This is a genomic window from Thorsellia anophelis DSM 18579 (genome assembly GCF_900111395.1).
Taxonomy (GTDB): Bacteria; Pseudomonadota; Gammaproteobacteria; order Enterobacterales; family Thorselliaceae; genus Thorsellia; species Thorsellia anophelis.
On the sequence record NZ_FOHV01000009.1, the window covers coordinates 38,774 to 51,515 of the forward strand.

At 35.8% G+C, this 12,742-nt stretch carries 11 protein-coding genes; 9 read left to right on the forward strand and 2 right to left on the reverse strand.

What is annotated here, in order from left to right:
* Positions 1-69 precede the first annotated feature (69 nt).
* Complete coding sequence (locus BMW37_RS07130) at positions 70-1,326, reverse strand: bifunctional succinylornithine transaminase/acetylornithine transaminase (protein WP_093319070.1); 1,257 nt, start codon at positions 1,324-1,326, stop codon at positions 70-72.
* Between the two features lie 334 nt (positions 1,327-1,660).
* Here BMW37_RS07130 and apbC point away from each other — a divergent pair, with 334 nt between their 5' ends.
* The 3 genes from apbC to recO are packed head-to-tail and all read left to right on the forward strand — an operon-like array spanning position 1,661 to position 4,473.
* Entirely contained in the window at positions 1,661-2,815 is a 1,155-nt protein-coding gene (gene apbC, locus BMW37_RS07135; RefSeq protein ID WP_093319072.1) for an iron-sulfur cluster carrier protein ApbC, read from the forward strand.
* Positions 2,816-2,872: 57 nt separating this feature from the next.
* On the forward strand, positions 2,873-3,733 hold the full coding sequence (gene kdsA / locus BMW37_RS07140; RefSeq protein WP_093319074.1) for a 3-deoxy-8-phosphooctulonate synthase: 861 nt from the start codon (positions 2,873-2,875) through the stop codon (positions 3,731-3,733).
* Between the two features lie 17 nt (positions 3,734-3,750).
* Positions 3,751-4,473, forward strand: coding sequence for a DNA repair protein RecO (gene recO / locus BMW37_RS07145; RefSeq protein WP_093319076.1), 723 nt, complete (start codon positions 3,751-3,753; stop codon positions 4,471-4,473).
* Positions 4,474-4,692: 219 nt separating this feature from the next.
* Here the strand turns inward: recO and rplY are convergent, their stop codons facing one another.
* Positions 4,693-4,974 carry a 50S ribosomal protein L25 gene (rplY, locus tag BMW37_RS07150; RefSeq protein ID WP_093319079.1) on the reverse strand — a complete coding sequence of 94 codons (282 nt, stop codon included), beginning with the start codon at positions 4,972-4,974 and terminating at the stop codon, positions 4,693-4,695.
* A gap of 885 nt (positions 4,975-5,859) precedes the next feature.
* Between rplY and galU the strand changes: the two genes are divergently transcribed.
* From galU to BMW37_RS07180, 6 genes are all read left to right on the forward strand, one after another.
* On the forward strand, positions 5,860-6,771 hold the full coding sequence (gene galU, locus BMW37_RS07155; protein ID WP_093319082.1) for a UTP--glucose-1-phosphate uridylyltransferase GalU: 912 nt from the start codon (positions 5,860-5,862) through the stop codon (positions 6,769-6,771).
* A 33-nt stretch (positions 6,772-6,804) separates the two neighbouring features.
* On the forward strand, positions 6,805-7,743 hold the full coding sequence (gene prmB / locus BMW37_RS07160) for a 50S ribosomal protein L3 N(5)-glutamine methyltransferase (protein ID WP_281241265.1): 939 nt from the start codon (positions 6,805-6,807) through the stop codon (positions 7,741-7,743).
* Between the two features lie 271 nt (positions 7,744-8,014).
* Positions 8,015-9,523 (forward strand): chromosomal replication initiator protein DnaA, encoded by a 1,509-nt coding sequence (gene dnaA, locus BMW37_RS07165; protein ID WP_093319085.1) that lies wholly within the window; start codon positions 8,015-8,017, stop codon positions 9,521-9,523.
* Between the two features lie 38 nt (positions 9,524-9,561).
* Positions 9,562-10,662 (forward strand): DNA polymerase III subunit beta, encoded by a 1,101-nt coding sequence (dnaN, locus tag BMW37_RS07170; protein ID WP_093319087.1) that lies wholly within the window; start codon positions 9,562-9,564, stop codon positions 10,660-10,662.
* A 27-nt stretch (positions 10,663-10,689) separates the two neighbouring features.
* Complete coding sequence (gene uspE / locus BMW37_RS07175) at positions 10,690-11,634, forward strand: universal stress protein UspE (RefSeq protein ID WP_093319090.1); 945 nt, start codon at positions 10,690-10,692, stop codon at positions 11,632-11,634.
* Between the two features lie 81 nt (positions 11,635-11,715).
* Positions 11,716-12,681, forward strand: a complete 966-nt coding sequence (locus BMW37_RS07180) for a YdgH/BhsA/McbA-like domain containing protein (RefSeq protein ID WP_093319092.1) — start codon at positions 11,716-11,718, stop codon at positions 12,679-12,681.
* Positions 12,682-12,742: the final 61 nt, after the last annotated feature.

Genomic DNA, 12,742 nt, shown 5'->3' on the forward strand with positions numbered 1-12,742 from the left:
CCAGCTCTTTACCCGCTATTACAAAAATTGTTTGTTTTTATTAAAGAATCTCAACTTCATCGTTTTATTCTAAACTAATATACCAATTGTTTTTTCTAATCTTTTGAGCCCCTCAATGATTAATTCGTCTGGGATAATAAGAGAGGGAGCAAATCTAAGAACATTAGGTCCAGCCATTAAAACAAGCACGCCTTCACGATTAGCATGTGTGATAATATCTTTTGCATTATCAGTAAACTTACCTTTTAACTCTGCACCTATGAGTAAACCTTGCCCCCTTATCGCGTTAAAAATATTATATTTTTGATTAATGCTCTCAAGTCCCTTTCTAAATAATTCATGTTTTGCAATGACGCCTTGAAGCAGTTCAGGCTGATTGATGAGGCTAATAACTTTCCCTGCCACAGCAGTTGCTAAAGGGTTACCACCATAAGTAGTGCCATGTGAACCCACTCCAAATGATTTGCCAATTTTATCAGTAGTTAGCATTGCACCTATAGGAAAACCCCCACCTAATCCTTTTGCTGTCGTCAAAATATCAGGTATGACGTCTCCATGCATATAAGCATAAAGCTTACCAGCTCTGCCCACACCAGTTTGGACTTCATCATAAATCAATATTGCATCATACTTATCACACAATTGTCTTAGACCTGCTAAAAAACCAGGATCAGCAGGTATAACTCCGCCTTCACCTTGAATTGGTTCAACGATTACGGCACAAGTCTTTTCACCTATTAATGCCTCTGCTGAGGCTAAATCATTATAAGGTGAATGATGAATACCAGTAGGTAATGGAGCAAAATCATGAGAATATTTAGGTTGACCACCTGCTGTTACCGTAAATAATGTTCTGCCATGAAAGGCATTTTTAAAGGCTACAATTTCAGATTTATTCGCAGATTCACCAAACTTATCTAACGCATATTTACGCGCGAGTTTTAATGCTGCTTCATTGGCTTCAGCGCCAGAATTACAGAAAAAAACTTTTTCAGCAAAAGTATTATCTATCAATTGCTTTGCTAGTCTAAGTACTGGTTCATTTGTATAACCATTTGCTAAATGCCATACATTTTGAGCCTGCTCTGTTAATGTTTTTACAAGCTCAGGATGAGCATGCCCTAGTGCATTCACGGCAATCCCACCCGCAAAATCAATATAATGCTTTCCTTCTTGATCAAATAACTCAGAACCCTGTCCTTTGACTAAAACAAAATCAGCAGGGGCATAGGTTGGCACAATCCACTCGTCAAAACACGAACGATTAACAGATAGCTTTGAATAATCATGATTTTCAGTTAATTGGTTATTTTGTTGTATTGTCATCTTAAGCCCCTTTTAGATATTTTATCATTCTATTAGCTGAATTATTTTACTTAAATATAGCTTAACAATATCATTAAGGTGAGCGGTAGTAAATTATTTCAGCTGTGAGTTTAGTAAAATTTTATAATTAGACATATAATCACATTAACTATTTGGATAAATTGTCATAAATAAACTAGGCTGTTCTCAATTATTGCTCGTATTTAGTGTAGAATATCGGATAATTATTTAGCGCCCTTTAACTTTATTTAAACTTGGCGTTAACCATATGTTTATAAAACATTTTTAGTAATATTCAGGCTAATATTCAACCATTTAATAGGTAAGATTCTTTATGATTGATAAGTCAATCCAGAACAACGCTAACTTTCTAAGTCACTTTATCGAGTTACCCGCTTTCACTCAACTTCAACTATCTGATATTTTTTCAAATTATCACACATTCTCCCAAAACACGGGCATTTTATCGCACTGCCTTTTAACAGAACGTTGGTTAATAAATTGCATACTTGATACAGATAACAATCTATTATTAGAGTGGAAATTCCCATTTGCTTGGCAATATGGCTTTAAAAAGATGCAAGAGGATCTTAATGAAACACTCATCAACAGATTAGGCTTAAATAGCATATCTTGGCGTTATTCACACGCTATTGAGGCTTTTAACATAAACAAATCAATTAAAAGCATTAAGCATATTTTAGCTGTCAGCTCAGGTAAAGGCGGGGTAGGTAAATCAAGTGTGACTGTTAATTTAGCAGCGGCACTTACTAAACAAGGAGCAAAAGTAGGCGTACTTGATGCTGACATATACGGTCCCTCTATTCCAACTATGTTTGGCACAGAAGGCAGCAAGCTTACTTCGCCTGATGGCCAGCATATGCAACCTATAATGGCTTATAATATTGCTACTAATTCTATCGGATATCTTTCATCCGAACAAAACGCAATGATTTGGCGTGGCCCTATGGCAAGCAAAGCATTAATTCAGTTATTAGAAGAAACATTATGGCCTGATTTAGATTATTTGATTATCGACATGCCACCAGGAACAGGTGATATTCAGATTACATTAGGGCAAAAAATACCTTTAAGTAGTTCGCTCATTGTCACAACTCCACAAGATATTGCCCTAATTGATGCTCGCAAAGGAATTAAGATGTTCAATGATGTAAATGTCCCCATCTTAGGTATAATTGAAAATATGAGTTGGCATATTTGCTCTAATTGTGGCCATGCTGAGTCAATATTTGGCGTAGACGGTGCTCATAAATTATCTTCTGAATTTGCAGTGGAGCTATTAGGCCAAATCCCTCTTCATATTTCAGTCAGAGAAGATTTAGATGCAGGATGTCCAACTGTTATTGCAAGAGAAGAAACCGATGTATCAGTTGCATTTTTATCTCTGAGTGAAAAAATTAGTGCTTTAAACTATTTAAAATGTAAATCTATGACTGAAAAACATATTGCGATTACTCAAATTGACTAATCACTTTTGATGCTTAACTTCAGTTAAACTTTTTTATCATTATTAAGGAATATCACAATGCAACATACACCACAAAAATCTGTAATGATCGACAACATTAACGTCTCTAACGATAAGCCTTTTGTTTTATTTGGCGGAATGAATGTGCTGGAATCTTATGATATGGCAATGCGTGTCTGTGAACATTATGTGACAGTGACAGATAAACTAGCTATTCCTTTAGTCTTTAAGGCATCATTCGATAAGGCTAATCGCTCATCAATTCATTCCTATCGCGGTCCTGGTCTAGATGAAGGTATGCGTATTTTCACTGCCTTAAAAGAAAAGTTTGGTGTTAAATTAATCACAGATATTCATGAAACTCATCAAGCACAACCTGTAAGTGAAGTTGTCGATGTTATACAATTACCTGCTTTTTTAGCAAGACAAACTGATTTAGTTGAAGCAATGGCGAAAACTAATGCTGTGATTAATGTTAAAAAACCACAATTTTTGAGTCCAGGCCAAATGGGTAATATTGTCGAAAAATTTGCTGAATGTGGCAATGATAAGATCATTTTGTGTGATAGAGGCTCAAATTTCGGTTATGATAATTTAGTTGTTGATATGCTTGGTTTTGGCGTCATGAAAAATGCAACCCAAGGCTCACCTGTAATTTTTGATGTGACTCATGCATTACAATGCAGAGATCCTTTTGGTGCAGCTTCAGGCGGCAGAAGAGCACAAGTTGCAGAGCTCGCTAGAGCTGGTATGGCAGTTAAAATAGCTGGACTATTTTTAGAATCGCATCCAGATCCAGCCAATGCAAAATGTGATGGGCCATCAGCATTGCCATTAGACCAATTGGAAAGCTTTTTATACCAGATGAAAGCTATTGATGATTTAGTAAAAAGCTTTCCTGAATTAATCATCAACTAGAATTAAAACTAACAGACATGACAGAAATTCAAAACGCTGCACTAAGTTGGCAGCGTGCCTTTGTCCTACATAGCAAGCCTTTTAGCGAAAGTAGTTTGCTTGTTTCTTTATTTTGCGAAAAGCAAGGATCTGTTACTGTTCTAGCAAAGGGGGCTAGGAGTCGCCGTTCTCCTCAAAAAGGCAACTTACAACCTTTTACTCCTCTTCTTGTGAGATATACTGGCAAAGGTGAAGTAAAAACATTAACAGGTATTGAGGCTATCTCATTATCACTTCCATTATCCACAACTTATTTATATAGTGGATTTTATCTCAATGAACTAATTTTACGAGTACTTGAGCATAATACAGACTGTTCCGAGTTATTCTTGGCATATTTAAATTCACTTCAACAGCTTGCATTACAAGCTGATCATATTGAATCAATTCTGAGACGATTTGAACTTACACTATTAAAGCATCTTGGATATGGCGTTGATTTTTTACATTGTGCAGGTAGTGGCCAGCCTGTCAGTGAATCGATGAGTTATATTTATTATCCTGAAAAAGGATTTATTGCTAGTTTGATGAAAAAAAGAGAGAGTTTTACAGGTTATGAGTTATTAGCCTTAGCAAACCAATCTTTTCCAGATGAATTAACTCGCCTTGCAGCAAAACGCTTTACCCGTATGGCACTTAGACCTTATATTGGCAGTAAACCGCTTAAAAGTAGAGAGCTTTTTACGCAGCAGTTTCAATAGCACTAATTGCATTAGCCACCTTGGTTTTAGCCATTTATGTTTATAGACATGAAAATAAGTATAAATAGAATAAAACAGAAAAGTGTTTATTATTGCTAATAATTTTTGAGGGATTTTAAATCAATTTAATGTTGAATAATGGATTTGAATGATAACTAAAGCAAACCCCCTATCTAAACATTCACCTATAAAATGATTTTAGATAGGGTTAAATCACGACTACTGACGTACGAAGTCAATATGAGTAATTTTTGGCTTAAATGGATGGCGCTGAACAGCTTGTACTTTAACTTTGCTTTCTTTACCATCAATCACTAAAGTCAATACTTCATAGAACGCAGGATTTGGTTCCATGTTGATAACTTGGTTGTGATCTAATTCAATAGAAACCGGTGCTTCAGTCCCACCATAAACAATTGCTGGGAATCTTTCAGCTTTACGCAGGCGGCGGCTCGCACCCTTGCCCTGCTCTTTACGAACATCTGCATTAATTTTTAACATTGTATATCTCTTTAAAGTAATCATAACATGAGCATTTTTATCGCAGGCGACCCAGCAATAAAAAAGCACTTTTCAGACAGTTGAAAAGCGGGCGCATTTTAGCTGATGCTATATGGGATAGCAATCTATTTTGCAGGATAATTTTGTAGTGTAACAATTTTATTGTGGCCATTAATAGACTATAATGGCGTTTAAATTATATAAATTACGATGACCGGTCAAAAGTAAACCAATCAAAAGAAAATAATTCACTTAGTTTTACAGCTTAGCGAAAAATAAATTTGTTAACCTTATCGTGGAAGATGTTCATTGTACAAGGTCATTGATGTGTTAAACCCAAAAACAATCCATAGCAAAGCGATCTATTTCGCACGCTTGCTGAACATTCGGTCTTAACTGAAATTTGAAGACTTATAATTATTTCATGTGTGGTATTATACTTGTACTGATGCATGTTCACTTGACCTGTATTACACTTATTATATTTCAATCATAGTGCAGGCAACAAACATTCGACCAAGATGTTATTATGACGCTAAGTGGTCACTTGATCAGTGCATTTATCGATTTTGACGTTATGCTAGTCAAAATGAATGGTGAGAGCGGTAATGTTATTGGCAAGTAAACTCCTCACCAAAATTAGGAGGATCCAATCGATTAGTCAGATGTGATTGTCCACATATCGCTGCACCCTATCACTAAAGAGCATTGTGTACACTTCAAACAACTTTGCCAGTAGTTGTGGTGGTACGCTAAGATTGATCTTCTGGCAGTATATAGAGCAAAAACATGCACCCAGTAAGCTAAAAAGCGTGCCTTATGTCCCCATCCTGAAAAACGAGGTTTCACGTACGCAGGGTAAATCTATTTATTTGAGGCTTAATTATGAAAGCAAAAAAATCTCGTATAACTAAAGCGGTTATTCCAGTTGCAGGCTTAGGAACACGCATGCTACCAGCAACTAAAGCTATCCCTAAAGAAATGTTGCCTATTGTAGATAAACCACTAATACAATATGTTGTCAATGAATGTATCAGTGCAGGCTTAACTGAAATCATTCTTGTTACGCACTCTTCTAAAAACTCTATCGAAAACCACTTTGACACTAGTTTTGAACTAGAAGCCATTCTTGAAAAACGTGTTAAACGTCAGTTGCTTGAAGAAGTGCAATCTATTTGCCCTAAAAATGTTACCATCATGCAAGTAAGACAAGGTATAGCTAAGGGTTTAGGTCATGCCGTATTGTGCGCAAAACCGTTGGTTGGCAATGAACCTTTCGCTGTAATTTTACCAGATGTTATCATGGATGAATATGAGTCTAACCTCAAGCAAGATAACCTTGCGGAAATGATAAACCGTTTTGAATCAAATGGCACAAGCCAGATATTAGTCGAACCAGTAGATCCTTCTGAAGTCCATAATTATGGTATTGTTGATTGTCATGGAGAGTCACTCTTGCCAGGCGAAAGCAAACCCATTTTTAGTTTAATCGAAAAGCCGACGCCTGAGGATGCGCCTTCAAATTTATCGATAGTAGGTCGGTACGTTTTATCATCAAAGGTTTGGGACATGCTAGAAAAAACACCTCTTGGCGCTGGTGATGAAATTCAATTGACAGATGCATTAAGGCTATTATTACAAAACGAAAAATTAGAGGCCTATCATATCAAAGGCCGTAGTCATGATTGTGGCAATAAACTTGGCTATATAACCACTTTCATAGAATATGCCACTCGTGATGCAAAACTTGGAAAAGCCGTGACAAACTGGCTTAAAAATTATCAATCAAGTTTATAAATTTTAAACTTTTTATTATTGAAGGATTAATGTGTGCTTGAACATTTAAAAGAAGAGGCGTTAACTGATTTAAGAACTATAAGAGATATGATTCGCTGGGTTGCATCACAGCTAAATAATTCAGATATTTTCTTAGGTCATGGTTCCGATGATGTAATTACTGAAGCTAGGCATCTAGTCTTAATTTCAATTAGTATGCCAATTACGTTATCAGATGGAGATCTAGAAGCTAGATTGACTAAATCGGAACGAATCTCTATCGTGGAATTATTACATCAAAGAATTGTAGATAGAATACCAACAGCTTATTTAACTCAAAGAGCTTTTTTTGCAGGCTTAATGTTTTACGTAGATGAAAGAGTTCTAGTGCCAAGATCACCTATAGCGCAAATGATAGAAACACATTTTTCACCCTATTTTGATGACGCTATATCAGATGCTAATAAAAGTAATAGAGCGTTACGTGTTTTAGATTTATGTACAGGAAGTGGTTGTATTGCAATTGCAGTGGCTTATGCATTAGAAAACGCAATAATTGATGCTGTTGACATTTCTTTTGATGCTTTAGCTGTCAGTGAAATTAATATCGATTCACATCAACTTAGTGATAGAGTCTTTCCAATACAATCGGACCTATTTGATGCCTTAGGATCGGAACGCTATGATTTAATTGTCACCAACCCTCCTTACGTAGATGCAGAGGATATGTCAGATTTGCCAGTTGAATTTAAACATGAACCGGAATTAGGCTTAAGTTCAGGCACAGATGGATTAGATATCACAAGAAGAATTTTAAAAGAGGCAAAACACTACCTTACAGATAAAGGTATATTAGTGTGTGAAGTGGGTAATAGCATGGTCCATCTCATAGAAGCATTTCCTGATATTGAATTTGACTGGGTGGATTTTACAAGAGGCGGGCAAGGTGTTTTTGTTTTAACAAAAGCACAGCTTGATAAAATTCCCGATTAATGATTTTAAAATGGCTAGTTGTTTAAGCTCAATTGAGCAAATAATGCTAAAATAGAATTTAATTTTCTTTTTTAGACTGGCTTGAGTATAATCCACAGTCTTTTAAAAAGTTGGTTCGCATAAACAATTTTCCTATATGAATATAAGTACTAGTTGAATGATGAAAATGACATATCCAATGATACACGTTATATTCACTTAGTCAGTCTTGGTATAACGTAGATATACCCATCTACACACCTTTTTAAGCACATTTACGGAGTTTTTAAGTATGTCTGCCACACTTTGGTCATCTTGCTGCACGCACTTACAAGAAGTGCTGACCACTACAGAATTTAATATGTGGATTAGGCCACTGCAAGCTTCTGTGAGTGCGGATAATATAACGCTTTATGCACCTAATCGTTTTGTCCTTGAATGGGTTCGTGATAAATATTTATCAGTTATTACTGCCTATTTAAAAAACACCTTACATGATAAAATACCGAGTATTGATTTCGCTATTGGTAGTAAACCTATTATCAATGAAAACATTGAAGTTAACAGCGCATCAAAACAAAGGAAACAATCAGGAACCTCAACGACAACGAAGCTAACTGACACGAATGAAACAAACGAGCGTTCACAAGAACAATCTAAACAACAAAACACCTCTTCAGAATCCTTAAATACAGCAAAATCTAGTGCGAAAGATGATAACTCTCATAACACAGCTAAAAATAGTTGGCAGCAAGAGATAAAAACAACAGGTCTAAACTACCGCTCAAACCTAAACCCTAAACACAAATTTACTAATTTTGTTGAAGGTAAATCAAACCAATTAGCGAGAGCTGCTGCTCAACAAGTAGCTGATAATCCTGGGGGTGCTTACAACCCTCTATTTATCTATGGCGGTACAGGACTTGGGAAAACTCATCTACTACAAGCAGTAGGTAATGCGATTTGTGCTAATAAAAAGGATGCAAAAGTCATTTATATGCACTCTGAAAGATTTGTGCAAGATATGGTCAAAGCATTACAAAAAAATGAAATTGAAAGTTTTAAACGATTTTATCGCTCAGTCGATGCATTATTAATTGATGACATTCAATTCTTTGCGAAAAAAGAACGTTCTCAAGAAGAATTTTTTCATACTTTCAATGCATTACTTGAAGGCAATCAGCAAATCATTCTGACTTCAGATAGATACCCTAAAGAGATTGATGGTGTAGAAGATAGATTAAAATCACGCTTTGGTTGGGGATTGACCATTGCAATAGAGCCGCCAGAATTAGAAACTCGCGTCGCTATTCTAATGAAAAAAGCTGATGAAACAGGTATTAAACTTCCAAATGAAGTTGCTTTTTTTATTGCAAAGCGCTTACGCTCAAATGTACGAGAATTAGAAGGTGCATTAAATAGAGTCATAGCCAATGCGAACTTTACAGGCAGACCAATAACGATTGATTTTGTGAGAGAAGCATTAAAAGACCTATTAGCTTTACAAGAAAAACTAGTCACAATAGAAAACATTCAAAAAACTGTTGCTGAATACTATAAAATAAAGGTAGCAGATTTACACTCTAAGAGACGATCTCGTTCTGTTGCTAGACCTAGGCAGGTTGCTATGGCACTTGCAAAAGAATTAACAAACCATAGTCTGCCAGAAATCGGAAACGGTTTCGGGGGTAGAGATCATACAACAGTTCTTCATGCTTGTCGTAAAATTGATGAATTAAAAAAAGAGAGCAATGATATCAAAGAAGATTATGCAAATTTAATTCGTATACTCTCCTCATAATATATAGATGTTTGGCTAAAAATTTATTGGAAAGAGACATGAGAATATCAATTAACCGTGAACAAATTATCAAACCACTTCAGTTAGTCAATAACTGTATCCCCCCTAAACATCAAATGCCAATCTTGGCGAATGTTCTATTAAGGGTAAAAGATAATTATTTAACGCTTATCGGTACAGATCTTGAAATTGAGATGTTATGTAATATCCCATTAAGTGAACCCTGTGAAGAGGGCGAAATTACAGTTCCCTCAAAAAAGCTTATGGATATTATCCGTGGCTTTCCAGTAGGAGTCGAGGTAAAAATAGTCAGAGATGAAGATAGAGTCACTATTTCCTCAGGCAGAAGCCGTTATAGTTTAAATGCACTTGCTGCAGACGACTATCCGAATTTAAATGAATTTGAATCTAATTCAAGCTTTTACATTCCACAACACACTCTAAAACAGCTAATAGAAAGCACTCAATTTTCGATGGCTCAGCAAGATATTCGATTTTATCTTAATGGCTTATTACTGGAAATTAATGATCATACAATCAGAACAGTCGCGACTGATGGTCATCGATTAGCGCTTTGTGAAAAAATTCTAGAAGAGCCTATAGCTGATAACTCTGTTATTATTCCAAGAAAAAGCATCTTAGAGTTAGTAAAATTACTTGATAATGCAGAGCAACCGTTACATCTAAAAGTAAACCAAGGTAACTTACAAGCAGATTTTGGCGAGACAATCTTTACCACTAAATTAATTGATGGCAAATACCCGGACTATCGTAGAACCTTGCCTAAAGCTCCAGATAAAATTATAACGGTAGAAACAGAAGAATTAAGACAAGCATTAATTAGGGCAAACGTTTTATCCAATGACCGATTTAAAGGCGTTCGGTTATCATTAATTAATGAACAATTAATCATTCAAACGAATAATCCAGAGCATGAAGAAGCAGAAGAAGTGTTAGATGTTCAATACAATGGACCTGAGATTGAAATTGGGCTTAATATTGTTTATTTATTAGATGTACTTAACACGATTAAAACAGGTGAAACACAAATCCATCTGACTGATACTGTTTCTAGCGTACTTGTGACTGATAAAATGAATGACAGTACTAAATATGTCATCATGCCAATGCGTTTATAGCTTATCCCAAACATAAAGGAGTGCAAGATGTCAATTTATCAAAACTTGCTTGTAGCAATCGATCCTAATCAGGATGAACAACCTGCTCTTAGGCGAGCGGTCTATTTAGTTAAAAAAAATGGCGGCAAAATAAAAGCGTTCTTGCCTATATATGACTTTTCATATGAAATGACGACATTGTTATCCCCTGGCGATAGGCAAGCTATGCGACAAAGTGTTATCGACCAAAGGGCTGAATGGATTAAATATCAAGCAAGATATTATATTGAAGCTGGCATCCCTATCGAAATTAAGGTTATTTGGCATAACCGACCTTTTGAAGCGATTATTCAAGAAGCGATTCGTGAAAAACATGACTTAGTCCTTAAAATGGCCAAGCAACATGATAAGCTTGAATCACTTATATTCACACCAACAGATTGGCATATTTTGCGTAAATGCCCTTGTCCTGTATGGATGGTTAAAGATAAACCCTGGCCTGAAGGCGGGAAAGCACTTGTTGCAGTTAATCTTTCCTCCGAAGAATCTTATCATGCAGCTCTAAATGAGAAGCTTATTACTGAATCAATAGAACTTGCATCACATGTTGATCAAACAGAAGTTCATTTAGTGAGCGCCTACCCTATTACACCTATTAATATTGCGATTGAGCTACCAGATTTTGATCCAAGTGCCTATAATGATGCAATCCGTGGGCAACACTTACTCGCAATGAAGTCATTACGTCAAAAATTTGATATTGATGAAAATAAAACACATCTATCTAAAGGTCTTGCTGAAGATGTCATCCCTGAAATATCCACAAAATTACAAGCTGGTATAGTCGTGATTGGCACAATGGGGAGAACAGGCTTGTCAGCTGCTTTCATAGGCAATACAGCTGAGGAAGTCATTAATCATATCACATGTGATTTATTGGTCATTAAGCCTGATGGTTATAATACACCTATAACTCTTAATGAAGAGATATGATTAACTCTTTGAATATAAAGTTACACTAAATCAACAAGTCATATAATTTTAAACATGAATGGATAATAAGGCATACATCTAATGAAAAATAAAAATTTGAATCAAGGAAAACTAATTAATAAAACTTTAAAAGGTACAGTTCTATCGGTATTGTGCGCAATATCTTTTTCTAGCCTTGCAGCGGTTGAGTTAACTCAAGAAGAGTCATCAAAACTGACACCTTATGAATCTGTGACAATAAAAGGCCGATTTGCCTCAATTGCAGATCAAGCGAATGCGGCCAATAAAAGGGCTGATAAAGAAGGTGCGTACGGTTTTTACATTACAGATGCATTTGAAGAAAAAAATGGCCGATATAACCTTACAGTTGCACTCTATAATCGTGATGCAAAAGAAAATACTGAGGATACACGTATTAGCTACAATGGTATCAAAGAAATTTCTCGTACGGACTACGAAGTATTAGAACCATTTGATTATATTGAACTTGAGGGTACATTTACCAATCATGTACAATTGAATGAAAAAATCGCTGAACTAGCTAAAGCTAAAGGGGCAGCTTCCTTTTTCATCATTGAATCAAGAGAAATGAATAAGAGTGGCACACGTAAAGCAGTCAAAGCATTAGTATATAAAGCAGATGCCCCTCGTAATCCAAGAAAAGCTTATGATTTGATACCAGCTGGGTCTGAGGCAGCCGAGAAAGCAATAGCAGAAGGAAAGCCAGAATTAGTTGAAATGCCTAGAGAAGTAGGAGCTGGATCAACCGGTATAAAATTCTGGGAAGGTGATTCTAGTGCACCAGAAAAACGTTATACCGTAACGTTAGATGATGGTTCAAAAATACAAGAAGTCAATCGTGCAACCGCTGCTAAAATGACAGCATTCGATTCAATTGAAGTAAAAGGTCGTTTTAGAACTTCAGTTGATATTTCTGAAGCCGTTGCAAAAAAAGCGGCTGAAAAAGGTGCTAAATTTTATCGTATTACACTTGAAAAAGACGGTAACGGTACAAATAAAACTATCTATGTAGACTTATTTAAGTAACTTTAATAAGCAACTTACCTCTTGAAATACAACAGAATAATATTTCAAGAGGTTTTTAAAA

Excerpts from the sequence above, each read along its gene's own strand:
- BMW37_RS07130 (WP_093319070.1), bottom strand. The coding sequence starts at position 1,326 with ATGACAATACAACAAAATAACCAATTAACTGAAAATCATGATTATTCA.
- apbC (WP_093319072.1), top strand. The coding sequence starts at position 1,661 with ATGATTGATAAGTCAATCCAGAACAACGCTAACTTTCTAAGTCACTTT.
- kdsA (WP_093319074.1), top strand. The coding sequence starts at position 2,873 with ATGCAACATACACCACAAAAATCTGTAATGATCGACAACATTAACGTC.
- recO (WP_093319076.1), top strand. The coding sequence starts at position 3,751 with ATGACAGAAATTCAAAACGCTGCACTAAGTTGGCAGCGTGCCTTTGTC.
- rplY (WP_093319079.1), bottom strand. The coding sequence starts at position 4,974 with ATGTTAAAAATTAATGCAGATGTTCGTAAAGAGCAGGGCAAGGGTGCG.
- galU (WP_093319082.1), top strand. The coding sequence starts at position 5,860 with ATGAAAGCAAAAAAATCTCGTATAACTAAAGCGGTTATTCCAGTTGCA.
- dnaA (WP_093319085.1), top strand. The coding sequence starts at position 8,015 with ATGTCTGCCACACTTTGGTCATCTTGCTGCACGCACTTACAAGAAGTG.
- dnaN (WP_093319087.1), top strand. The coding sequence starts at position 9,562 with ATGAGAATATCAATTAACCGTGAACAAATTATCAAACCACTTCAGTTA.
- uspE (WP_093319090.1), top strand. The coding sequence starts at position 10,690 with ATGTCAATTTATCAAAACTTGCTTGTAGCAATCGATCCTAATCAGGAT.
- BMW37_RS07180 (WP_093319092.1), top strand. The coding sequence starts at position 11,716 with ATGAAAAATAAAAATTTGAATCAAGGAAAACTAATTAATAAAACTTTA.